The organism is Ensifer sp. M14 (assembly GCF_003355565.1).
In the GTDB taxonomy this organism is placed as follows: Bacteria; Pseudomonadota; Alphaproteobacteria; order Rhizobiales; family Rhizobiaceae; genus Ensifer.
Map to the genome: position 1 here is coordinate 278,933 of NZ_QJNR01000018.1, position 22,065 is coordinate 300,997.

Consider the following 22,065-nt stretch of genomic DNA (forward strand, 5'->3'; position numbering starts at 1 on the left):
TCTTCAATGACGGATGCGTGGATCGAGCAGCGTGTAGGCGAGGTCGATCAACAGGTTCATGACGAAAATCGCCAGCGCGGTCACGAGAATGGCGGCCAGAACGACGTTGAAGTCGCGCTGCAGGATGCTGTCGATCATCAGCTTGCCGACGCCGGGGAAGCCAAAGATGGTTTCGACGATGACTGCGCCGTTGAGCAGGCTCGCCGCCTGGTCGCCGATGACGGTGATGACCGGAAGCATGGCGTTGCGCAGCGCGTGGATGAAGATGATCGGCCCGGACTTCACGCCCTTGGCACGGGCCGTCTTCACATAGGCGGACGAAAGCGCGCTGATCATCGAGCCGCGAACGACCTGGACGATGATGCCGAACGGGCGGACGAACAAAACGCCGATCGGCAGTATCCAGTGCAGGAGGGAGCCGGTGCCGGATGTCGGGAGCCAGGCAAGGTTCACCGAGAAGACGACGATCGCGACAATGGCAAGCCAGAAGTCCGGAACCGCCGCGCCGATCAGAGATATTACCGAGGAGAGGCGATCGAAAAAGCCGCCGGCGCGGAACGCGGCCAGCGAGCCGACGACGATGGCAGCGCCCGTCACGAGCGACATGGTGATTGCAGCGAGCCAGAGGGTCCACACGAAAGCTTCCAGAACCACGTCGAGTGCCGGGCGTGCCTTGCGCAGCGACTCGCCGAAATCGCCGGTGACGACGTCGCCGACATAGCGGCCAAACTGCACCATGATCGGATCGTTAAGGCCGTGGATCTCGCGAAACTGGTCCTTCATTTCCGCCGATGCTTCGACGGGGAGGAACAGGGCGGCGGGATCTCCCGTCAGGCGCGAGAGGAAAAAGACCATCACGATCAGCCCGACAAGGGAAATCAGGCTGGCCAGTGCGCGTTTGCGAATGAAGCTCATCTTGTGCCTCTCGATTGCTTAGGGCGGCGGGATCTTCCCGCCGCCTTGATTGCATCTGTCACTGGCGAAGTTCGTGCTCGCCGGAACGGATCACTTGATGCCGATCTCCGAGAGCTGAAGCATCGAGTTGGTCGCCATGGTGGGCTTGAAATCCAGGCGTTCGGAAACGCGCGAGAAGCCAACCATGTGGAAGAGCAGCACGTCGGCCACCACTTCATCATGCACATAGGCAATCGTTTCAGACCAGAGCTTGGCGCGTTCTTCGCCGACAGCCGCCGAGGCGCGCTTGATCAGGTCGTCGACCTTGGGGTCGGAAAAGCCAGACTGCGTGCCTTCGGTTGCGTATTTGAAGAACATCGAGAAGGACGGGTCGCCCTTGGAGTTGTCGTGCATGGCAGCGACGAGCTGAGGCCCGCGACCTTCCTTGAACGGCTTGGAATAGTAGCCTTCATGTTCGGCCACTTCGACGAACTTGAGATCGATCTTGAAGCCGACTTCCTGCAACTGCGCCTGAATGGCTTCCATGATCTCCGTTACGTTCGGGAAGTTTGCCGAGCGTGCGATGATGGTGATCGGTGTCTCAACCTTCACGCCTGCGGCCTTGGCTTCCTCCAGAAGCTTTTTCGCGGCCTCTGGATCGTACGGGAAGACCTTCACGTCAGGGTTCCAGCCGAGCGTCGGCGGCGGCACGATCGCGGTGGCAAGCAGCGCGCTGTCGGGCACCAGGGTACCCAGGAACGCCGGGCGATCAATCGCCATGTTGAGCGCACGACGGACGCGCACGTCGTTCAGCGGCTCGATATTGTGGTCGATGCGCAGATAGACTGTCTCGCTGTCGAGATAGGAGAAGTCGGTCTTCGGGTCGGTTGCATCGAGCTGCGAGATCGACGGCGAGAGATCGGCTTCGCCGGCCTGAACCATCGCTGCCCGGACCGATGGATCGGCGCGGAACAGATAGGTTGCTTCGGTGACCTGCGGTTTCTGGCCCCAGTAGTCATCACTTTGCGTCAGCACGATCTGCTGGCCCGGTGTCCAGTTGGTCAGCTTGTAGGGGCCGGTGCCGATCGGCTCGCGGATGAATTCGAGCGGCGTTTCTTCCGGAACGATGGTGACGAGCGACATCAATAGCGGCAGGATCGGCTGCACCGGGTCCGCGCTGAAATCGATCGTGTGATCGTCGACGACGTTGGCGGTGACCGTCATGCCGCCAAAGTAGCGACGTGACTCGCAGGCATTCTTGTCACTCATGATGCGGTCGAAGCTGTGCTTGACGTCCTTGGCATCGAAGGTCGTGCCATTGGAGAATGTCACGCCCTGGCGAAGGTGAAAGCGCCAGCTTCCGTCTTCATTCTGCTCCCATTTCTCGGCAAGGCGCGGCACGACGCCCTTGTCGCCGCGAACGTCGAGCTCGGTCAGGGTTTCGCTGACATTCTGCATGATGACGCGGCCGATATTCGAGCGGGTTGCCATGCAGGGCTCGAGCAGGTCAGCTTCCTCGGCCAGCACGATCTTGATCGGTCCCGATGCGGCAAAGGCAGGTGACATGGCGGAGCCCAAAAGGAGCGCCCCCAGGATAAGCGTTTTCTTCATTGCATTTTCCTCCCTAGAAAGTCTCGTTCAGTCCGGCGTGCTGCCGGGCCTGAATTTTCCGGAACGCGCGGCAATCAATGCGGCGCAGCATATGAGCGCACCTCCGCCAATGGTGGTCAGCGCAACGGTTTCGCCGAACAGGGCAAATCCGCCGAAGGCCACGAGCGGCAGGCGCAGAAAGTCCACCGGTGCGACGACGGTCGCCGGTGCCAGAGAAAAGGCATGGGTCATCAGCGCCATGCAGGCGGTGCCGACTGCGCCCTGAAGCGCGAGCAGGCCCATTTCCCTTGGGCCGGGAATGGCGAAAAAGGGAAGGGCGAGCAGGAGGGCGATCGGCACGGTCAGGAGAAGGTTCCAGACGACGAGCGTCGACGTCGCGTCGCCTTTCGACATGGATTTCAAGAGCAGCTGGATCGCTGACTGAAGCAGGGCCCCTGCAAGTGCCAGCGAGATCGCCAGCGTGAAACCCGTTGCGGACGGGCCGATCACCAGCATGGCACCGGCAAAGCCGAGGGCGACCGCCACAATCATGATCGGGCCCGGCCGTTCGCCAAGCGTCAAGGCTGCGCCGAGGACGACAAAGATCGGGGAGGTGAAGGCGATTGCGGTCACGTCGGCCAGCGGCCCCCAGCTGAAGGCGGCAAACAGAGCGACCATCGCCAACAGCTTGAAGCCGGCGCGCAGGGCGTGCTGGCGCACTGGGTGCGTCGTGCCAAGAACGGATGGGCGTAGCGCGATCCAGGGCAGAAGGATCAGTGCGCCGAAGAACGCCCGGAAAAATCCGATGACGAAAGGGTGCACTGCGCCGCTCAGCGCCCGCACGATCACGGCATCTGCCGCGGCGAGCGTTGCTGCTCCCGCTGCAAAGACGACGGCCGTCGTAGCCTGGTGGCGGCTGCTGGCGCTGTACATGAAGATCCTCCGTCCCCGGCATCCTCGTGCCGTGTTGCAATGACCATCTAGCTTTCGACGAAGTTTGTCAAATCGTTTTCCCATGTAAAATTATATCGGACAATTCTTCTCTAAAAAAAGCTAATAGTTTCAATATAATATGGTAGGACTGTGAGTGGCTAGTGAAATGTAAATAACATAAACGAACTTGACAACTTGGAAATTTGGTTGATTTTCGATGCCGACTGGAGGGCCCAATGCATCCCGATGAAATCGCTCGCAACATGAACGGCGTGCTTCGATCCGCGTCCACGGGGCGCCACGAAGCCTTGTTGCCTTCGCCAATGATCCAGAACCATGCGGCATTTCTACACGTGCTCGATGATGGCGCGCTCCTGTGCGCCTGGTTCGGCGGCACGCTGGAAGGCAAGTCGGATATCTCCATCTTCGCGTCCATACTGCCGCTAGGTTCGACGAGCTGGGGACCGCCGCAGCCACTGAGTGACGACCCCGCGCATTCGGAACAGAACCCTGTGTTGTTTTCCGCGCCGGACGGTACGCTCTGGCTGTTTCACACATCGCAACCATCAGGAAATCAGGACGAGTGCCGGATCCGCATGGCAAAGGTGGCGCGTGATCCGAGTGATCCACTGAAGCTCTCGGCTCAGCAAGGGCGTTACCTCGACCTGCCGCGCGGGTGTTTTGTCCGCGCACCGATCGTCGTGCGCGATGATGGCGCATGGCTGCTGCCGATTTTCCGATGCGTGCAACGCCCCGGCCAGAAATGGAACGGCAGTCACGACACAGCCGCGGTGGGTGTCTCGCTTGATGCAGGCAGCACGTGGCGACTAGAGGATATCGAACAGTCCATCGGCTGTGTGCACATGGCGCCGGTTGCACTCGGGGCGGATCGCTACGCCGCCTTCTTCCGGCGTCGCCAGGCCGACTTTGTCTACCGGGCCGAGAGTGTCGACGGTGGCCGGTCCTGGTCGGTGCCCCACGCCACCGAAGTGCCGAACAACAACTCCTCGCTTGCCGCAATCCGCCTTCGCGACGGCCGCATCGCCATGATCTGCAATCCGGTGAATGCGCTTTTGTCGGCCGACCGGCGCGCCTCGCTCTATGACGAGTTGGGCGAAGACGATGGCCGGCCCGATGCGGATCCACGTGGGGGGTGCGTTCCTGTCTGGGGCGTTCCGCGCGCGCCCGTTACGGTTTGCCTTTCCGAGGATGGCGGGCGCTCCTTCGCGCTGCGCCTATCGATCGAGGAAGGCCCGGGGACCTGTCTGTCCAACGACTCGACCGATGGCCGCAACCAGGAAATGTCCTACCCGTGGCTGCTTGAGGGCGCCGACGGCACGCTGCATCTCGCCTACACCTATCATCGGCGCGCGATCAAATATGTCCGCCTGGCTCCCGGCTGGGACAGTGCGGCTCGACGGAGTGTTACATGAGCAATATCATCGGTATAACCATGGGCGATCCCTGTGGGGTCGGCCCCGAGATCGCGGTGCGGGCTCTGTCAGAAATGTCCAGCGCAGACCGTGCGCAGACGCGCATCTATGGCAATCTGACGACGCTTGAGGCCGCCCGGTCTGCGCTCGGCCTGGACATCGATCTCGCACCTCATGTCGTTGATCTGCCGATCAAGGACGCGCCGCTGCCCTGGGGCCAGCTGAGCGCGGTCGCCGGCGATGCTGCCTTTCGGTTTATCGAGAAAGCGGTGCGCGACGCTGAAGCCGGTGCGATCGGCTGCATCGTGACCGCGCCGATCAACAAGGAAGCGCTTAACCTTGCAGGCCATCACTACGATGGCCATACCGGCATGCTGCGCAGCCTGACCGGATCGAAGGCCGCCTATATGCTGCTCGCTTCCGAGCGGCTGAAGGTCATCCATGTGTCGACGCATGTCTCGCTGCAAGAGGCAATCAGAAGAGCGACGACGGAGCGGGTGCTGGCAACGATCAGGGCCGGGGACGCACATCTCAAGCGCACCGGCTACGCCGCGCCCAGGATCGCCGTTGCCGGCATCAATCCGCATTGCGGTGAAAACGGCCTGTTCGGCACGGAGGATGACGACCAGATCGCGCCTGCGGTCGCGGCCGCGCGCGCCGAAGGGATCGACGTCTACGGGCCGATTTCGGCGGACACGGTTTTCTACCGCGCCTATTCCGGTGCCTTTGACCTGATCGTTGCGCAATATCACGATCAGGGACACATCCCGATCAAGCTTGTCGCCTTCGACACAGCGGTCAACGTCTCCGTCGATCTGCCGATCGATCGCACGTCGGTCGACCACGGTACGGCCTTCGATATCGCCGGCAAGGGCATCGCCGACCACGGCAACATGAACTCCGCCATAGCCTACGCGCGCAAGCTCGTGGCCGGCAGCGCTAAGCAAGGATGACTCAAGCCATGACAAACGCTCAAATCACCCTTCACCAACCACGCCGCCTTGTGGTCGGCGCGGGCACGGTCGGCGAGGTCGGAACCTGGGCCGGTGAAGTGGGCTCCGCTCTGGTGATCGCAACGCCGATCACGGCGGGCTTTGCAGATCGGCTGCGGCTTTCCGGCCGTGTCACCGTGTTCGATGCGATACCCGGAGAGCCGGATATCGCAACGCTGGACGCAGCCCTCGAGGCAGCGAGGCAATGCAAGCCGGACCTGATCGTCGGTCTCGGCGGCGGCTCGGTGCTCGACGTCGCGAAGCTGGTTGCCGCGCTCTGGGATTGCGACCAGACGCTCGTCGATGTTGCCGGCCCCAATCGCGTCGCCGGCCGCAACACGCGCCTGGTTCAGGTCGCGACGACGGCTGGAACCGGTTCCGAGGCGGGCATTCGCTCGCTGATCACCGACACCGGAAAAGGCACCAAGATCGCCGTGGAAAGCCCACATATGATCGCTGACCTTGCCGTTCTCGATCCGGAATTGACCTATTCGGTGCCACCAGCAGTCACGGCGGCGACCGGTGTCGATGCGATGGCACATTGCGTCGAGGCCTTCACCAATCGGCGAGCGCATCCGATGATCGATGGCTTTGCAAGGATGGGCTTCCATCTCGTCGGCAAATATCTGGCCCGCGCGGTCAAGGACGGAGCCGATACCGAGGCCCGCGAAGGGCTCATGCTGGCCTCCTACTATGGCGGCATATGCCTTGGGCCCGTCAACACGGCCGCAGGTCACGCCATCGCCTATCCGTTGGGAACAAGGCTCCGGCTTCCGCATGGCCTTGCCAACGCCATCATTTTTCCGCACGTGCTCGCCTTCAATCGTTCCGTCGCCACAAGGAAGACAGATGAGGTGGCGCGGGCGCTGGGCTTGGGCGAAGCTCTTTCCGAGGCGGACCTTCTGAGCGCCGCGCACGGGTTTTGCAGCGATCTCGGCATCGAAATGTCGCTCGCCGCTCACGGTGCGACGCCGGACGATCTGCCGCTCTATGCAAGCGAGGCGCATGCCAATCGCCGCCTGATGGACAACAACCCTGTTGATATGAGCGTCGACGAGGTTCTGGCTGTCTACAGGGCAGCCTTTTAAGCCCTGTGGGCTTTGTCCAATTGCAAACGCCTCGACCATAAGCCGGGGCGTTTCGCGTTGCGGCCGGCGCTGACCTATCTGGTCGTCTGAAACAACCGCTCGCGCGAGCCGGTCAGGTGATCATGCATCAACTGCTTTGCCTTGGTGCCGTCACCGGCGCCGATCGCGTCGCAAATCGCTTCGTGCTCGGCGAAAACTCGTGTGAGGCCCGCCGTCTCGCGCTTGACCGATGCGCCATGGAATTTCATGCCGACGGCAATATGGTCCTTGAGGGCTTCCATCGCGGTGGAGAAATAGCTGTTCTGGGCAGCGCGCGCGATCGCCAGATGGAACTGGAAATCCGCGTCCTCGCGATGCGACTGCCGGTTGGTCGCGTCCCGCATCAACTCCAACGCCTGGCGAATGGCGCCAAGACTGGCGTCATCATGGCGCGCCGCTGCCGCTGCCGCCGCTGCCGGCTCGACCGTCAGCCGGAACTCGTAGCAGTTCAAGAGATCCGCGACATTCTCCAGTTGCCCGAAGCCAAGGGGCTCCTTCATGCCGACGGCACGAACAAAACTTCCGGCGCCCCGGCGGGAATAGATCAGGCCCTGGTCACGGATGCGACGGAGCGCCTCGCGAATGACCGGTCGGGACACTTCGAATTCAGCCGCCAGGTCGTGCTCGGTCGGCAAGCGTTCGTCGGGCTTGTAGGCTCCCGACTTGATGGCGCGATGCATCCGCTCGAAGACGAGGTCGGCCAGGCTCTTGCGTGTCGTTCCGTTCTCCAGTCCCATCGTCATCCCATGTTGCGGAGCATTCTGCCCGCAATCTCCCTCAGCGTCGCCGGGTCACCGAATCCTCCGGATTTCGCGATGATGCAATGTCCGTCGGCGAAGGCCAAGCCCAGACCAGGCATGCACTCACCCATCAGCCGGAAACGCGTGATCCCCATCACATCGAGCACTGCCTGCGCAGTGGCGCCACCGGAAAGAAGCAACGTGGAAGCGGCCTGTGTCAAAGCCGGAAAGACGCTTTCGGCTAGAAGGCGAGAGACTTCATGGGAGGTCATTGCGACATCGCCTTCAACCGCTTGCACCAGAGTTATCAAGCTGCCATCCGAAGACGCTTCGCTCAGGCGTCCGTTTGGCGCCGGTAGATAACGCGGCTCGAGTGTTGCCCGCAATTCTTCGATCTGCGCCAGCGTGATCGGATCACGCGAGCCAATGACAAAAAGCCCCGGACCTTCGGGGACCTCGGCAGCGAGCGGATTTGCTCCGCCGCTCATTTGGCATGCCAGTGCCTCGGCCAGTCCACGTGCACCGATCAACAGGTCCACTCCCGATTCCTGGGCCGATTGAAGCGAGCGACGCATTTCCTCCGCAGTCGCGATATCAGGGATCGTGACGTTGCGTGCGTGCCGGCCAAGCTTTTCGGCGATCAGTATCGGCGCATCCACCCCAAAGCCCTGTACACGGCCTGCTTTTACCATCCGTCCGAAATCCGGAATGGCAGGAGAAACAAGCGCTGAGCGAAATGGGATAACATCGAGCTCGGCAGCAATGTGGCCCTTGAGGCGCGAGTCGATCTTCTTGAAAAGGCGCGCGCCCGGCGGCAAGGCAGCAAGCGCCGCAGCTGTTGCCTGTTGCGCCGATGCGACATCCATTTCCCGCGAGCCAATATTGACTGAAACGACCTTCGGGCGCGCGCTCAAGGCCCCTGGGAGGGCCTCGACAGTAAGCGCAATCTCAGTATGCAGGCCCCTGCTGGCGAATGGGGCGGCCGCATCCAGGGCGCCGGTCAGGTCATCGGCAACAATTGCCAGCATGAAACGAGCTCCATGAATTTGTTGTTATCTTAGTTCCAGCCTTTTCAGTTGAAATGTCAAGGAATTTTGAATTGATAGTTACAAATATCTCCTGATGAACCTGGCAACTGGCGGTCCTTCGAGGAAGAGGTTGTGGCACGAAATTTAATGCAGCGCCTGTCAGGCGACTGTGAAGGGTAGAACCAGTGATGGCGGCCGCGCGCAGCGGTCGTCATCTCAACGATGGATTTCGGTCGCCGACTTCAGTCAGTCCCTTTGAAGTGCACGTTGCACTTTGTGCGAACTTGGCGCACGGGTCATAAAAGCTTAGCGGCCAAATGGCGGTAATCTTCGTCGACGCTGCGTCTCAGCGACCCATGATTGTGGCAGGATCGAGCCTTTCCGATGCGGTTAGCCATGGAGGGGGAGCATTGTTCTTGGCCGTTCGCCGACTCTATGCTGAACCGCCTGCGGCGAGCCTTTTTGAGCGGCCGATCCGCGCGCGAACGGGCATAACAGCCGTCTCGCTGCGTACCAGCATGTAAGTCTCACCTCCAACGCCTAGTTCCATAATGCAGATTACGCGATCTTCCTATGTAGCCGCAAAGTTAAAGTGTCCTGATCCTGCAAAGTTGGAATGTCACTCTCCCCGGGTTTTGATGACCTGGGAGATTGCGGATGGGATTGGCGGCATTATCCCGTCGATAGCGGCAACGCGGTTCGCCCTGGAAATGTCGGTGCCGCCGCTCCCTAACTGCCGACGGCGTGACCGGGTCTTTTCCACCGCCAGCCATCAACGCAAATCGCTGCCGCAGCCGGTCTTGTGCCACAAGGGTTCTTGCAACCAGGATTCCTCCAGCGGATTATTTCTCGCCAAACTTGCATAAAGCGAAACGGCTCATTAGTCACACGGCACGTCAGGAATCGTTGTCAGTCTTGTTTGATGAAAGGACAGAAATCGTGCCGCAGGCAGAAATTCGAACCGGCAATGGCGGCCGCAAAGCGCTTTGGGCCACCGTTGCGGTCGTCGCGCTCGCAGTGGCCGGCGCAACCGCTGGCAAGTTCATGCTCACAAGGGCGGCCGACAGGTTTCTTGTCGACCGTGGCGGCAAGGCAGCTGCGGTCGAGGTGGATTTTCTCGGGCGCGTTCATATGCGCGACGTTACACTTCCCTTCGCCGGCGGCCGCAGTGTGCGGGTCGCTGCCATCGACGGACGACCCAGGATTTCCTTCCTGAAAGGCGGGTTCGAGTTGAAAGGTATCGAACTCGACCTGGCGGTGGGCAAGCTTTCCGTGCCGCAGGCAAGCGTCGAGGAGCCCAATTTCGCAACGGACGCCGCAAAGGCCGGCGATCAGGCCAACGTGACGCCATTGAAACGCATTGAACGTTTTGCGGCGAAGCGTGTCGTGGCGCCGGAGGTTACGGTCAGTCAGGTGTTCGCCGGCTCCAAACAAATGACCGTCTACAAGAACGTTGCTTTTGAGGATATCGCCGGCGGTCGCGTGGCGCGTTATTCCGCCAGCGGGGCGAACTTCGAGTTGGCGCTGGAAATCCAGGATGGGGACGGCGCACCGAAGCAGGAGGAAATGAGCGGCTCCATGGGCGCCATGAGCGGCAAGGACTTTGATGCAGCCTACCTCGCCCGGATTTACGGGGAAAAGGCCGGTCCTGGCGACAAGGAACCCAAACCACTCTACGGCCCGATTTCGGTCAAAAACATCGTCCTGTCGCACGGCACGTCGTCTTTCAGATATGACGAGGTGCAAAGCAGCGGCTTGAGCGTCCGCATGCCGACCGAACCACTTCTTGAAACACTTGAGAAACTTGAGAAACTGCAATCGGCCGATCTGGACGCACTGCCGCCTGCCGAGCGTCAGGCATTTTTCAAACGCGCCCTTTCCCTTGCCGACATCATCGGCAAGGGCGACATCGAGATGCTCGGTCTCAAGACGCAGATCTCCGAAGAGGACGACAGCGGCGAGAGCAAGACAATTGAACTGGCCATCGACAAGATGGCGGTCCAACTCGAAGGCCGTACCTTTAACGGTGCCATGCACGGAGTTTCCATCGGCGAAGGCGCCGACTACGCCAAGTTCTCCGAAGCGAGCATCAGTGGCTTCTCCTGGGATCCGACCATGGAAGCGCTGACGAAGCTGGTAGAGTTGAACGAAGAGCAGCTTGAAGACTTCCCCCTCACAACGCTCATGCCGGAGTTCGGCACGATCCGGTTGAAGGGTCTGGACGTCGACATGCCTGGCGAGACAGCAAGTGTGGCGGAAAGCGAAGCCGGCGAGGATGAACAAGGCGCACCCGGCGCTGACACCGACCCATCTGCAAGCGCCGAGACATTGCCCGACAGGGATCCGTCTGATGGCGCCGACAACCAGGACGCTCCATTGGACGAGGCACCAGCGGACCAGGCGACCATGCCTTCGGTCCCTGAGCGCATACGGTTTACACTGGACAGCTATGAGGTGGCATTGACCAAGCCCCGCAATGGCATCCCGACGGAAGTCCGCATCGCCTATCAAGATCTCAGCGTGCCCGTTCCGTCGGACGCCGAAGACGAAGCCTCCAAGGCGCTGCGCCAGCTCGGTCTTGACAAGCTGATCATTTCTTCCAACTTCGAACTGGCCTGGGACGAGCCGAAGGAGAACCTCGTCATCAAGGAGATTTCCTTGAGCGGCAAGGACATGGGCAGCCTTTCCTTCTCGGGGATCATGGGCGGTGCCACCAAGGACTTCTTCTCCGGTGACATGACCGCGGCACAGATGGCACTCTTTGGCCTCACGGTCCGGGAGGCCAAGCTCAAGTTCGAAGACAAGGGGATCATGACCAAGGGCATAAAGCTCTATGCCGATGAGAACGCCATGACCGAAGACAGCGTGCGCGGAATCCTCGTGATGATGACGACGGCGGGCTTGCAACAGTTTGCGTCCACTCAACCGAAGCTGCAGGAGGCTGCGATGGCGCTTTCCCAGTTCATCAACAAGCCGGGAACGTTTACCCTGACGGCCAAGGCCAAGGACGCCGCCGGCATCAGTGCGCTCGAACTGGTCGGAGCCGCAGAACATCCTGCCCTTCTTCTCGATAAGGTCGATCTCGGCGCTACTGCGCAATAGAGGAGCAGCGGGCTCCGAAAGGAGCCCGACGCTGGCCATATCGCCATCTCACGAATTGGCGCGAGCAAGCGCGAATGACACGTTGAACGGATTGCGGCGGAACGCCGACAGCCGCCAAACGTTGCCTTTTTGGCAACGTCCGTTGCGAATATCTATGCTTCTTCGCCAGGAGAAACTCTGAAACATTGTGCTTGCAAGCAACTCATCAGAGGCAAGCAAGATGGCCTATGTCATTACAGAGCCGTGCATCGACGTGAAAGACGGCGACTGCACCGCGGCCTGTCCTGTCGACTGCATCTACGAAGGTGGACGTACGTACTACATCCATCCGGAAGAATGCATAAACTGCGGGCTCTGTCTGTCGATCTGTCCCGTCGATGCCATTGTCTGGGACCAGGAAATCTCCGGGAGCCAGCGCCATTTCATCGCCGTCAACAAGGAGTTCTTCGGCCCCGACGTTACCGCAATGGGGTCGCCTGGCGGATGGAGCAAAGAGTGCTCGACAGTGCTGGACCACCCGTTCGTTGCCAGCTTCGAGAAAGCCGCAACAGTAGCATAGCAATATTTCAGCAATAGGAACGAGACATGTCTGTGACCGAATTCGGTGGCGTCGTTGCCGCCGTGCCGACGCCGTTCGACGATCAGGGCCGGATCGATACCGCAGCCTTTGTCGAACATGCTAGCTGGTGCCTGCACAATGGCTGTGATGGTCTGAATGTGCTGGGGACGACCGGCGAAGCCAATTCGCTGTCTTTCGAGCAGCGCAGGGCCGTCATGGTGGCCGCTGCCGAGGCGCTCGATACGAAAAGACTAATGGTCGGCACCGGAACGCCGGACCTTGAGACGACGATCGCCCTCACAGCGCTCGCCGATCGCCTCGGCTATGCCGTTGCACTGGTCCTGCCACCCTATTACTACAAGCCGGCCTCGGACGACGGGCTTTTCGCCTGGTTCGAGCGCCTCATCCAGGCGACCGAGAAAAGCCCGATCCCGATCTATCTCTACAACTTTCCGCAAATGACCGGCATTACCTTCAGCCCGGCACTAGTCGCGAGACTTGCCGCGGCGTTTCCCGTTCGCATCAAGGGCGCCAAGGACAGCTCAGGCGATCTCGACTATGCCCGTCAGCTGGCCGCGATCCCGAACTTCGCCGTCTTTCCCAGCAACGAGGCGACGCTTGCCGATGCCGACGCCGACAACTACGCCGGCACGATCTCCGCGACTGTCAATGTCGACCCGGGTCTGTCGGCCAAGCTCTGGAAGAGCCAGGGCGATATCCCTCTGCAGGATCGAGTGCTTCGTCTGCGGCAGGCGATTTCCGCCAACCCGCTGATTCCGTCCGTCAAATACCTGGTGGCCAAGAGATCGGGGAACCCAGTCTGGTTCAATGCGGCGCCGCCGCAGCCGCAGCTCGCCACGGCACACCGGTCTTCGCTCGACCTTCTCGCAGTTGAGGTTCACCAGCCGGAGTAATAAGCCCGCGTGGCAGCGGCGAGTTTAGTCACACGTTGACGCTCGCCGGTCAGCCGCGGAAGATCGGCGCGTGCCTGCTGCAGCAGTTCGGCCCGGGCGCCCTCATAGTCGATCCGGGTCAGCTTTCCATCACGCATGATCTCCTGTCCGCCGACGTAGAGACCCTTCGCGTGAGCCGCCGTCATCCGGGCGAGCAGAACCTCCGCCTCGTCCAGATCGTCGGTCAGGCTGTCGACGATCAGGGCGCTGTAGTCCACGAGCACCAAGTCGTCATTCCCTTGCGCATTCACGACCTTGGCGCCGACCTGGATCGCGGCGTCGAACACCCGCGCCGGCGTAAAGGTCCGTGTCACGTCCCTACCACCGTGCAGCAGATGGGCAAGGCGCAGTTCGCGCCAGAGATCCTGATCGTCGTCGAACCCCGTGCCGTCAAGACCGAACGCAAAAGCGGGCCCGCTTTCCGGCACCGCGGCGATTGGCGCCACGCCCGAACGCAAGCGCAAGTTTGCCGAGGGATTGGAAACGAGCTGTACACCCCGCGCAGCCAGCAGCTCCAGTTCATCCGGTCGCAACTGAACGCCGTGGGCAACCGCGAGGCGTGACGAGAGGAAACCGATTTCGTCGAGGTATCGCACGACGCCTTGCGGGAAGCGCCGGTCCAGCCACTGTCTCTGCCTCGGGCTTTCGAGCAGATGCATGTGAATGCGACGGCCTGTCGCGGCGGAAGCCTCGGCGATGCTTTCGAGCAGGGTGTTGGAACACCATTGCGGCCCGATCGGGCCGTACTGAATATCGATCAGCGGGCTGGTGTTTGCGGCAGCGACCGCGTCGGCCGCCGAAATCTGGACCGAGGGCGGCGCATAGTGCGGGATCGAGGCGCTGAGTTCGTCCCAGTCTGCCGGCGTGAGAAACGGTCGCAGCCGCTGCGGCCCACCGTCATAGGCCCAAGGGTCGTGATCCAGCAGGGGGCAGGAGAGCGCAAGTCGTATGCCCACATCGCGAGCGGCGCGCATCACGGCGCCAGCCTCTTCTACCAGCCGGTCGATATTCAGCGAGTTGTGGCAATGCATCGTCGCGCCGATACCCGTCTTCGCCAACCGGGAGAACGCCACGAGCGCTTCGAGGTAAGGGTCGGTTCGGGGCCTCAGCCGAAGGCCCGGGATCCAGACTTCCAGCGCATCGTCGATGTTGCCGAAATCGAGCGTGCGGATGCCATAGCCGTGGTCATGGGCGTTGACGGGCGGCGGCATGAGGAGAGCATTGGCCGGGATTGCTGGCGGTGAAACGCCGTCCGGCAGATGCCGCAAGAGATCCGCGCGGCGTGCAGCCTCATGACCGGGACGCAAGAGAAGTCGTCCGGGGATCGCTCCGGCGCTCACGTGCGGATAGCCTCCATGATCTGATCGCTGAACCTCTGCAGTTCCGCGCCGACGAACTCGATGACAGCCTCGGCCGCGTGCGTGCGCTGGCGGCGCCGCTGAACGAGAATTCCGACGTGCAGGTTTTGAAGACGCGACCCGGAAAGCGGTATGGCTACAAGGTCACCCGCCTTGATCTCCGCCAGGAAACCGATGGGCGTGAAGAAGGCCACACCCTGGCCGGAAATCATGAAGGGCTTGAGCATCATCTGACTGTTCGACAGCACAAAAGGCCGCCCAGTCCGCTCGAAGACGGACAATTCGATTTCGATGAGCGAACGGATCGGCTGGGTGTCGAGTTGCAGCAGAAGATCGTACTGGGCGCACTCGGCGAGTGAGACTTCCCGCTGCCTGGCCAGTGGGTGCCCACGCCCGACAAAAGCCATCAGCGGCATGGGCACGCGGAAGAGCATCTCCGTATCGTCCGGCCTTGCCAGATCGAAGGTCAACCCCATGTCGACGTCGCCTTCGGCCACCAGACTGCTGATGTTGCCGTGACCGGCGGTGTGGATATGGAAGCTCACACCGGGATGGATGCGGTGGAAGGCTTTGACCATTTCCGGCAGGAACTGGATGGCCAGGCTGTCGAGGCAGGACATTTGCACGCGGCCGGTCTTCTTTCCCTGCAACGCACCGAGGTCGCTGCGCAGAAGTTCGAAATTCTCAAGCGTGCCCCGAGCGTGGCGCAGCACGTTTTCACCTGCAACGGTCAGCTTCAAGCCGTTCGAAAGCCGCTCGAACAGGGCGATACCGAGCTCGTCCTCCAGTTTCTTGATCTGGCGACTGACCGCCGACGATGCCACATGGAGCTCCTCGGAGGCCTTGCGAATGGACCCGGACCGTGCGACCGCGACAAAGTATTTCAGGATGCTGGCGTGCATTCGATTGGAACCTTCCCTCCCCCTGGGCACCGACCTATAGCACGCTCATCGTCCCCTCCAAACGGGCGCACGCTTCTGCTGGAACGCACTGACACCTTCCATTGCGTCCTCGCTATTGAGCGCCCTCACCAGCGCGGGCGTGCGTAGCGCTTGAGCCTCGGTGGGCGAAAGATGCCCGGTGCGATTGACCGTCTGCTTGATCGCCCGGAGCGAAAGGGGCGCGCAGGCGACGATTTCATTTGTCCAGCGCGCGACCGCGGCGTCGAGCTCCCCCGGTTCGGCGACCTCATTGACGATGCCAAACCCTTGCATTTCGGCGGCGGAAAACCGCCGGCCCGTCAACAGCACGCCCATCGCTAGATTGTGGGGAATCCGCCTTTGCAACAGGACCATGCCGCCATCGAGTGGCAGGCGCCCAACGCGAGCCTCCGGTAGTCCGAAGGCCGCCGTCGTCGAGGCGACGACGATATCGCAGCCGAGCACCATCTCGAAGCCGCCGCCGAGCGCATAGCCGTTGACCATGGCGATAACGGGAACATCGAGCGAGCGGCGAAAAGCCAGCCCGCCAAAACCGTTCGGCCGACTTTCGGTCCAGTATTCGAGGCCGGTCGTTTCGGCCCCCTTCAGATCTGCCCCGGCGCAGAATGCCCGTTCTCCGGCACCGGTCAGCACGACACAGCTTATGTCGTCGCGCGATTCGATCTCTTGCCAGATCGCCTCCAGTTCGCGTTCGGTTGCCGCGTCCACCGCATTCATCCGTTCCGGACGGCAAAGCGTGACGCTGGCAACGCGATCCTTTACGACGAACTCGACACTCATGCCGCATCTCCCTGACGCACGGCAATCGCCGAGAGGATCTCATCGTTATGCTCGCCGAGCTTCGGCGGCGCGATGCGCACCGTCACCATTGCCGCGGACATGGCGATCGGCGAGCCAACCAGCCGGACCGGACCGGCTTTCGTTTCGCCGGCGTCCAGGACCATGCCGTTGATCGTCGTCTGCTCGTCGTCGAGGGCTTCGGGAAGCGAGCGCACCGGTGCGCAGAGAATGTCGACCTGCTCCAGGCGTGCAAGCCAGTGTGCATTGCTGTTCGTTGCGAAGGTCTCGCGAAAGATCTGCTGCAGTTGCGGGCGACGCTTCATCTGCTCATCGAAGTCCGCAAATTGCGGCTGCAGGGACAGGTCCTCGATCTCCAGCGCGACGCAAATGTCCCGCAGGGGATTCGGCTTGAAGGCGCCAACCATGACGATGGCGCCATCGGTGGTTTCGAAGACGCCCGTAAGAGGAAAGGCGCCCCAGTTCAGGTCCTTCTCCCGCATCATGTGCGTGGTGCCCTCCTGCATCTGCATGGCGAGCATGGAACTGTAGAGACTGACCGCAACCTGTTGACCCTGGCCGGTTTTCCCGCGGTGCAGGAGGGCCAGCAGGATGCCTTGGACCAGATGCATGCCGGCCGAGTAGTCGGCAAGCGGCGTCGCATAGATCGACAGCGGGTGGCTTGCATCCGATTTGCGCCGCATGACACCCGAAAGCGCCTGCGCGAGAATGTCCTGTCCCCCCTTGTGCCGATAGGGGCCTTCCAAGCCGAAGCCGGTACCGACGGCGTAAATCAGCCGGGGATTGGTTTTCTTGAGATCTTCATAGCCAAAACCCATGCGCTCCATGACATCGGGGCGAAAATTGTTGACGACCACGTCTGCCGTGTCGATCAGGGCGCGCACCGCCGCACGCGCCTCGTCCTGCTTGAGGTCGAGCGCCAGGCTCTTCTTGTTGCGGTTGAGCGACGAGAAGACCGGATTGTTGAGGCCATCCGGATCCGACCCGAGCGACCAGCGCGAGAGATCGCCGATCTTGGCCTTTTCGACCTTGATCACCTCTGCGCCATAGTCGGCCAGCATTTGTGTGCAGCAAGGCCCAAGCATGACCTGGGTGAAATCGACGACGCGGATACCGTCGAGGGGAAGAGATGTCATTCTGCGGCCTCCAGATAGGTTGCATTCTCGGATGGGATGTCGCCGGGATCGGCGCCCTGGGCGCGCAGTTGCTTCTGGATCGCCCTGACATCCGCATCCCGTACTTTCACGCCGGCGTTGAGCGCCACGGTCGCCGCGACGCCGGCCGCCTCGCCCATCGCCATGCACGGCGGGATCTCGCGGCTCGACTTCTGTGCCTGGATCGTCGCTGAGTAATGCCTTCCGGCGACGATCAGCTGGTCGACCTCCTTGGGCAGCATGGCCCGGTAGGGCGTGTAGTAGTCGCGGCCACGGCAGACCGTATCGGCGAAGTGACGGCGATTCATCACGTCATCCTTGGTGACGACATACTCACCCTGAAGCAGGCGCGACTGCCGGACGCCCGTCTGCGGCGCGAAGTCGATGACATGGGCATTTTCGAAGCCTGGCAAGTTCGCCCGGGCGAAGTCGAGCAGGCGAGCGATACGGGTGCGACCCTCGAGTTCCGCGTAGGTCAGGTCTTCGACGCTGAGCCCGGAAAGCTTCGGCATGTGCGGGCAGTTCAGCCAGATCACGCCGGGCAGCGGCGTCTTCAGCCACCAGAAAGACCAGCAACCGCCGATCAGGCGCTTGGCCTCATGATCGAGCATCTTGAACCTTTCCGGGTCCTCGAACTCGAAACGTTCGGCCGCTTCGGTATCGATGCCGCCCCAGCGGGAGACGGTCGTCAGGATGAAGTTGCCGTCCGTATGCTGGGCGCCGGCGTCGGCAGCGACATCGAGATCGCCCGACGCATCGATGACCACATCCCCCATGATGGCCTCGCGCCCTGCCTTGGTTTGGCAGACTACGCCCTTGATCGTGTTGTTCTCGACGATCGCCGACGAGAACCAGCTGTGCGTCCTGAGTTTGACGCCGGATTCGCGTAAGATGTCGTAGGCGACACGCTTGAAAGCATCCGGATCAAATGCGGCCGCGTAGCAGATCGGATGCGGCGCAGACGGGGTGTGGAAGTCGAACAATCCCCAGCGTGCCCAGCGGCGCCATGCTTCCGGCGTATCGCGAAGGTCGAGTTGCCGGTCGCCATCGGTCGGCGTGACGCAAAGGCCAAGCGTCTTCATCCGTTCGATCATCTCCATGCAGATGCCGCGCACGGTGATTTCAACGCTATTGACCATGTCGTCGAGCACCAGGACCATGCCACCTGCGGCAAGGCCCCCAACGTAGGGGTAGCGCTCGAGCAGGGTGACGCTGGCGCCCGTGCGGGCCGCCGACACGGCGGCGGAAATGCCTGCAGGACCGCCACCGACCACGACCACGTCCGAGCGGTCGACGATCCTGGCGTTGCGCAAGGGTTCCCTGATTGTTTCCATTGTCTTTCCTCCATAGGGGGCGTGTCCGGCGAAATGTGAGGGCGCTCACAGCCAGTGACTTTGTCGGTTGGGCGGACCGGGGATCCGGGCCGGCAGCGAAGGGTGTGGGGGGTCAGTGGTCCGTCGTCGGCTTCCAGCGGACGATCTTCGATTCCGCGAACGAAACGGCGAAGAAGAGAACCACGGCAAGAGAAGCGGCGACCACGACGGTCGCATAGAGCAGCGGCGAACGGAAATTATAGGTCGCCTCGATGATCAGGGCGCCAAGGCCGTAGCTCGATCCGATCCACTCCGCAACGATCGCCCCCATCACGCTGCTCGTCGCCGCGATCTTCAGGGCGGCGAAGAGGAAGGGCAGCGAGCTTGGAAGACGAACCTTCCAGAAGATCTCGGAATTGCTGGCCGACAGGATGCGCATGAGATCGAGCATTGCCGGGCTTGCCGACTTCAATCCCTGCACCATGTTGACGAGCGTCGGGAAGAAGCAGATCAGGCCGGCGATGATGATCTTCGGCGCAATGCCGTTGCCGACGAGCAGCACCAGGATCGGCGCAAGGGCGATGATCGGGATCGACTTGACGATGACCGCGATCGGGTAGAACGCCCGCTCCGCAAGCGGGCTATAGACGAACCACACCGCGAGCAGGACGGCAACGACATTGCCGAACACGAAGCCGAGAACCGCCTCCATCAGCGTCGGCAAGAAATTCGACCACAGCACGCCGGCGTTTTCGCCGAAGGCCTTGATCACGTCGAGCGGCCCTGGGGCCATGAACGTTGGCACCGAAAAGCCCCAGACGACGAGCTGCCACAAGAGGATGCAGCCGAGGATGGCAAGCGTTGCCGGCAGGTGACGCAGGGCCATGGCGGCGACCGCGTCGAGCATCTTGAACCTGTTGCCGTCTACCAGAGCGCGGCCTTCCGCTTGCGAAGGAAGGACATTAGCCATCAACATTCTCCCAAAAGTGTGCGCAGGTGGGCGGTCACGCGAATGAACTCGACCGTGTCACGCATCGCGAGCGATCGCGGATAGGGCAAGTCGACCTTCATGAACTCCTTGACGCGACCGGGATGGGCGGCAAGCATCAGGACGTGTTGGCCGAGAAAGACGGCCTCGGGGATCGAATGGGTGACGAACAGGATCGTGGTCCCGGTTTCCTGCCAAAGGCGCAGCAATTCCTCGTTCAGCTTGTCGCGCGTGATCTCATCGAGCGCTCCGAACGGTTCATCCATCAACAGGATGCGTGGGCGGGTCACCAGCGCACGGGCGATCGCCACGCGCTGGCGCTGGCCGCCCGACAATTCGTGCGGCATCGCCTTTTCGCGACCCTTCAGCCCGACGAGGGCAATTAACTCTTCCGGGTCGGCATAGATCGCGCCTGCCTCGCGCTTTCCCACCAAAAGCGGCAGGCGCACGTTGTCGATCACGTTGCGCCAGGGCAGCAACGTCGCTTCCTGGAAGACGAAGGCGAAATCACGGCCCTCACGTGCCTTGCGCGGTGTCTGGCCATGCACCGACACTGACCCGTCGCTGATATGCACGAGGTCAGCGACCGTCCGCAGCAACGTCGACTTGCCGCAGCCGGAAGGGCCGAGCATGGTTACGAGCGAGCCGGTCGGTATTTCGACCGAAACGTCGGAGAGTGCGGTGAAGCTGGAATCATCCGCGCCGAAACGGATATGAAGGTTTGTCACCGACACGGCGGAGCCGTTGGCTGCGCTGACCGACACCGGCTTGGGTCTGCTAAGCGTTTCCAGCATCGCCTTATCCTACGCTCTTGCGGATGTCGGCGGTGGCATCGAGGATGGCCATCGTATAGACGTCGTCCGCACTGGGAACCGGCCCATTGAACTGGCCGAGGTCCGCATAGGTCTTGATCTGCTCCTCCCAGTTTGCACGCTCCATGCCACCCCAGCCGACTTTGGCAGTGGTTTCGTTGAAGACGAATTTCATCAGCGGCCCTATGGCCTCGAGTTCGCTTGCCTTGTCCAGGTTCGGATAGGATTCGAGCAGGATGTCGACCGCCTCCTCCTGGTGTTCGCGTGCATAGTTCCATCCGCGTGCCGCACCCGATACGAATGCCGCGAGATGGTCGGCGTGATTTTCCAGCTGGTCGTCAGTTGTGTAGTAGACATTGGCATAAAGTCGGATGCCGCCGTCCCAAAGCGTCAGGTCGACCCGGTCGTCTCCCAGAACCTTCAGAGCGTTGACATTGGTCAGCCACCCACAGACTGCATCGGCCTGACCGGTCACGAGCTGGTTCATGTCGGAACCCATGTTGACGATCTTGACCTGGTCCTCCGATATCCCGTTCTTGGCGAGGAGTGCGCGCAGCAGGATGACCGAGGTCGGGATGGCGGCAATCGTCTTGCCGATCATATCCTGGGGCTTGGCGATCGGATTTGCCTTGCGGGAGAAATAGGCAAAAGGATGCTTCTGATAACCGGCCGCGAATGCCTTGATCGGCGCACCGGCCGAACGGGCGAGCATGACGGACGGGCTGGAGGAAATCTGGCCGATCGTCGACTGACCGACGGCAACGCCGGCGACACCGTCGACATTCGGTCCGCCGGGTACGATTTCCAGCTCGACGCCGCTCTCGGCGTAATAGCCCTTCTTGCTAGCCACCAGTTCCCCGAGGAGCCCGTTGGAGGGCAGCCAGCCGAGTTGCATCCGGATTGTCGCCGGTTCGGCAGCCCGACCGGGCGAAACATTGATCAGGCTGTGGGTCGCGGCAATCGCGCCGACTGCAGCGGCATTGGAAAGGAAACCCCGGCGGTTCATCATGAAATGAGACATATCGTTCCCCTGGCTTGTTATGGGAGCGATGATGATGAAATTTGGCATCTCATAAAGCACAATTTTTCGCGGTAAGCATTGCCGATACGGCAACACACAGACTTCTCGCGGCTTTGCCTTTTCGGCAACGGCAGGCTCGAAAGATTGTTCTTTGTTTGAGCCCCGTGCCCGTCGGATAAGCGAGCGGACATTTCAGCTCACCGTCGTGGAGGACAGATATCATGCACAGCAACCTGATTGATGGGGAATGGATCGACGGCGACGACGTGGTTCGCAATATCAATCCGTCCGACACCAACGACGTGATCGGGGACTATGCCCGCGCCTCG

Annotated in this window: 19 protein-coding genes; 6 read left to right on the top strand and 13 right to left on the bottom strand. The window is 61.5% G+C overall.

What is annotated here, in order from left to right:
- Positions 1-3 precede the first annotated feature (3 nt).
- The 3 genes from BLJAPNOD_RS33790 to BLJAPNOD_RS33800 all read right to left on the bottom strand — a co-directional run bounded on the left by BLJAPNOD_RS33790 (position 4) and on the right by BLJAPNOD_RS33800 (position 3,417).
- Positions 4-915 (bottom strand): ABC transporter permease, encoded by a 912-nt coding sequence (locus BLJAPNOD_RS33790; RefSeq protein ID WP_077502352.1) that lies wholly within the window; start codon positions 913-915, stop codon positions 4-6.
- 90 nt (positions 916-1,005) lie between these two features.
- Positions 1,006-2,505 carry an ABC transporter substrate-binding protein gene (locus BLJAPNOD_RS33795; protein WP_115423028.1) on the bottom strand — a complete coding sequence of 500 codons (1,500 nt, stop codon included), beginning with the start codon at positions 2,503-2,505 and terminating at the stop codon, positions 1,006-1,008.
- A 27-nt stretch (positions 2,506-2,532) separates the two neighbouring features.
- Positions 2,533-3,417: a DMT family transporter gene (locus BLJAPNOD_RS33800; protein ID WP_115423029.1), complete on the bottom strand. Its 885-nt coding sequence runs from the start codon at positions 3,415-3,417 to the stop codon at positions 2,533-2,535.
- Positions 3,418-3,653: 236 nt separating this feature from the next.
- On the opposite strand from BLJAPNOD_RS33800, the gene BLJAPNOD_RS33805 reads away from it, so the two are divergent.
- The 3 genes from BLJAPNOD_RS33805 to BLJAPNOD_RS33815 are packed head-to-tail and all read left to right on the top strand — an operon-like array spanning position 3,654 to position 6,930.
- The gene (locus BLJAPNOD_RS33805) at positions 3,654-4,850 is read left to right on the top strand and encodes an exo-alpha-sialidase (RefSeq protein WP_115423030.1); all 1,197 of its coding nucleotides are present in this window, start codon (positions 3,654-3,656) and stop codon (positions 4,848-4,850) included.
- Positions 4,847-5,803 (top strand): 4-hydroxythreonine-4-phosphate dehydrogenase PdxA, encoded by a 957-nt coding sequence (gene pdxA / locus BLJAPNOD_RS33810; RefSeq protein ID WP_077502355.1) that lies wholly within the window; start codon positions 4,847-4,849, stop codon positions 5,801-5,803. The genes BLJAPNOD_RS33805 and pdxA overlap by 4 nt, the downstream gene beginning before the upstream one ends.
- Before the next feature lie 8 nt (positions 5,804-5,811).
- On the top strand, positions 5,812-6,930 hold the full coding sequence (locus tag BLJAPNOD_RS33815; protein WP_077502356.1) for an iron-containing alcohol dehydrogenase: 1,119 nt from the start codon (positions 5,812-5,814) through the stop codon (positions 6,928-6,930).
- A gap of 74 nt (positions 6,931-7,004) precedes the next feature.
- On the opposite strand, the gene BLJAPNOD_RS33820 is transcribed toward BLJAPNOD_RS33815, so the two are convergent.
- Together BLJAPNOD_RS33820 and BLJAPNOD_RS33825 are read right to left on the bottom strand one after the other, a co-directional pair.
- The gene (locus BLJAPNOD_RS33820; RefSeq protein WP_077502357.1) at positions 7,005-7,706 is read right to left on the bottom strand and encodes a FadR/GntR family transcriptional regulator; all 702 of its coding nucleotides are present in this window, start codon (positions 7,704-7,706) and stop codon (positions 7,005-7,007) included.
- Positions 7,707-7,708: 2 nt separating this feature from the next.
- Positions 7,709-8,737 carry a four-carbon acid sugar kinase family protein gene (locus tag BLJAPNOD_RS33825; RefSeq protein WP_115423031.1) on the bottom strand — a complete coding sequence of 343 codons (1,029 nt, stop codon included), beginning with the start codon at positions 8,735-8,737 and terminating at the stop codon, positions 7,709-7,711.
- A 939-nt stretch (positions 8,738-9,676) separates the two neighbouring features.
- Here BLJAPNOD_RS33825 and BLJAPNOD_RS33830 point away from each other — a divergent pair.
- From BLJAPNOD_RS33830 to BLJAPNOD_RS33840, 3 genes are all read left to right on the top strand, one after another.
- The gene (locus BLJAPNOD_RS33830; RefSeq protein ID WP_077502455.1) at positions 9,677-11,839 is read left to right on the top strand and encodes a hypothetical protein; all 2,163 of its coding nucleotides are present in this window, start codon (positions 9,677-9,679) and stop codon (positions 11,837-11,839) included.
- Between the two features lie 220 nt (positions 11,840-12,059).
- Entirely contained in the window at positions 12,060-12,398 is a 339-nt protein-coding gene (fdxA, locus tag BLJAPNOD_RS33835) for a ferredoxin (protein WP_115423032.1), read from the top strand.
- A gap of 26 nt (positions 12,399-12,424) precedes the next feature.
- Positions 12,425-13,312: a dihydrodipicolinate synthase family protein gene (locus BLJAPNOD_RS33840; RefSeq protein ID WP_077502372.1), complete on the top strand. Its 888-nt coding sequence runs from the start codon at positions 12,425-12,427 to the stop codon at positions 13,310-13,312.
- Here BLJAPNOD_RS33840 and BLJAPNOD_RS33845 read toward each other — a convergent pair.
- The 8 genes from BLJAPNOD_RS33845 to BLJAPNOD_RS33880 all read right to left on the bottom strand — a co-directional run bounded on the left by BLJAPNOD_RS33845 (position 13,297) and on the right by BLJAPNOD_RS33880 (position 21,736).
- Positions 13,297-14,691 (bottom strand): amidohydrolase family protein, encoded by a 1,395-nt coding sequence (locus BLJAPNOD_RS33845; protein WP_244611202.1) that lies wholly within the window; start codon positions 14,689-14,691, stop codon positions 13,297-13,299. The two genes, BLJAPNOD_RS33840 and BLJAPNOD_RS33845, sit on opposite strands and share 16 nt — an antisense overlap.
- Entirely contained in the window at positions 14,688-15,611 is a 924-nt protein-coding gene (locus BLJAPNOD_RS33850) for a LysR family transcriptional regulator (protein WP_115423033.1), read from the bottom strand. Before BLJAPNOD_RS33850 ends, BLJAPNOD_RS33845 begins: the two co-directional genes overlap by 4 nt.
- Positions 15,612-15,656: 45 nt before the next feature.
- Positions 15,657-16,430 carry an enoyl-CoA hydratase-related protein gene (locus BLJAPNOD_RS33855; protein ID WP_115423034.1) on the bottom strand — a complete coding sequence of 258 codons (774 nt, stop codon included), beginning with the start codon at positions 16,428-16,430 and terminating at the stop codon, positions 15,657-15,659.
- On the bottom strand, positions 16,427-17,584 hold the full coding sequence (locus tag BLJAPNOD_RS33860) for a CoA transferase (RefSeq protein WP_077502375.1): 1,158 nt from the start codon (positions 17,582-17,584) through the stop codon (positions 16,427-16,429). Before BLJAPNOD_RS33860 ends, BLJAPNOD_RS33855 begins: the two co-directional genes overlap by 4 nt.
- Positions 17,581-18,936 (bottom strand): FAD-dependent oxidoreductase, encoded by a 1,356-nt coding sequence (locus BLJAPNOD_RS33865; RefSeq protein ID WP_077502376.1) that lies wholly within the window; start codon positions 18,934-18,936, stop codon positions 17,581-17,583. The genes BLJAPNOD_RS33860 and BLJAPNOD_RS33865 overlap by 4 nt, the downstream gene beginning before the upstream one ends.
- 112 nt (positions 18,937-19,048) lie before the next feature.
- On the bottom strand, positions 19,049-19,822 hold the full coding sequence (locus tag BLJAPNOD_RS33870) for an ABC transporter permease (RefSeq protein WP_244611215.1): 774 nt from the start codon (positions 19,820-19,822) through the stop codon (positions 19,049-19,051).
- A 62-nt stretch (positions 19,823-19,884) separates the two neighbouring features.
- Complete coding sequence (locus BLJAPNOD_RS33875; protein ID WP_115423036.1) at positions 19,885-20,697, bottom strand: ABC transporter ATP-binding protein; 813 nt, start codon at positions 20,695-20,697, stop codon at positions 19,885-19,887.
- 4 nt (positions 20,698-20,701) lie between these two features.
- A complete protein-coding gene (locus BLJAPNOD_RS33880) occupies positions 20,702-21,736 on the bottom strand; it encodes an ABC transporter substrate-binding protein (protein ID WP_115423191.1) in 1,035 nt (344 codons plus the stop codon).
- Between the last annotated feature and the right edge of the window lie 329 nt (positions 21,737-22,065).

Excerpts from the sequence above, each read along its gene's own strand:
- fdxA (WP_115423032.1), top strand. The coding sequence starts at position 12,060 with ATGGCCTATGTCATTACAGAGCCGTGCATCGACGTGAAAGACGGCGAC.
- BLJAPNOD_RS33815 (WP_077502356.1), top strand. The coding sequence starts at position 5,812 with ATGACAAACGCTCAAATCACCCTTCACCAACCACGCCGCCTTGTGGTC.
- BLJAPNOD_RS33880 (WP_115423191.1), bottom strand. The coding sequence starts at position 21,736 with ATGTCTCATTTCATGATGAACCGCCGGGGTTTCCTTTCCAATGCCGCT.
- pdxA (WP_077502355.1), top strand. The coding sequence starts at position 4,847 with ATGAGCAATATCATCGGTATAACCATGGGCGATCCCTGTGGGGTCGGC.
- BLJAPNOD_RS33840 (WP_077502372.1), top strand. The coding sequence starts at position 12,425 with ATGTCTGTGACCGAATTCGGTGGCGTCGTTGCCGCCGTGCCGACGCCG.
- BLJAPNOD_RS33855 (WP_115423034.1), bottom strand. The coding sequence starts at position 16,430 with ATGAGTGTCGAGTTCGTCGTAAAGGATCGCGTTGCCAGCGTCACGCTT.
- BLJAPNOD_RS33790 (WP_077502352.1), bottom strand. The coding sequence starts at position 915 with ATGAGCTTCATTCGCAAACGCGCACTGGCCAGCCTGATTTCCCTTGTC.
- BLJAPNOD_RS33800 (WP_115423029.1), bottom strand. The coding sequence starts at position 3,417 with ATGTACAGCGCCAGCAGCCGCCACCAGGCTACGACGGCCGTCGTCTTT.
- BLJAPNOD_RS33870 (WP_244611215.1), bottom strand. The coding sequence starts at position 19,822 with ATGCTCGACGCGGTCGCCGCCATGGCCCTGCGTCACCTGCCGGCAACG.
- BLJAPNOD_RS33850 (WP_115423033.1), bottom strand. The coding sequence starts at position 15,611 with ATGCACGCCAGCATCCTGAAATACTTTGTCGCGGTCGCACGGTCCGGG.
- BLJAPNOD_RS33820 (WP_077502357.1), bottom strand. The coding sequence starts at position 7,706 with ATGGGACTGGAGAACGGAACGACACGCAAGAGCCTGGCCGACCTCGTC.
- BLJAPNOD_RS33805 (WP_115423030.1), top strand. The coding sequence starts at position 3,654 with ATGCATCCCGATGAAATCGCTCGCAACATGAACGGCGTGCTTCGATCC.
- BLJAPNOD_RS33865 (WP_077502376.1), bottom strand. The coding sequence starts at position 18,936 with ATGGAAACAATCAGGGAACCCTTGCGCAACGCCAGGATCGTCGACCGC.
- BLJAPNOD_RS33860 (WP_077502375.1), bottom strand. The coding sequence starts at position 17,584 with ATGACATCTCTTCCCCTCGACGGTATCCGCGTCGTCGATTTCACCCAG.
- BLJAPNOD_RS33875 (WP_115423036.1), bottom strand. The coding sequence starts at position 20,697 with ATGCTGGAAACGCTTAGCAGACCCAAGCCGGTGTCGGTCAGCGCAGCC.
- BLJAPNOD_RS33795 (WP_115423028.1), bottom strand. The coding sequence starts at position 2,505 with ATGAAGAAAACGCTTATCCTGGGGGCGCTCCTTTTGGGCTCCGCCATG.
- BLJAPNOD_RS33825 (WP_115423031.1), bottom strand. The coding sequence starts at position 8,737 with ATGCTGGCAATTGTTGCCGATGACCTGACCGGCGCCCTGGATGCGGCC.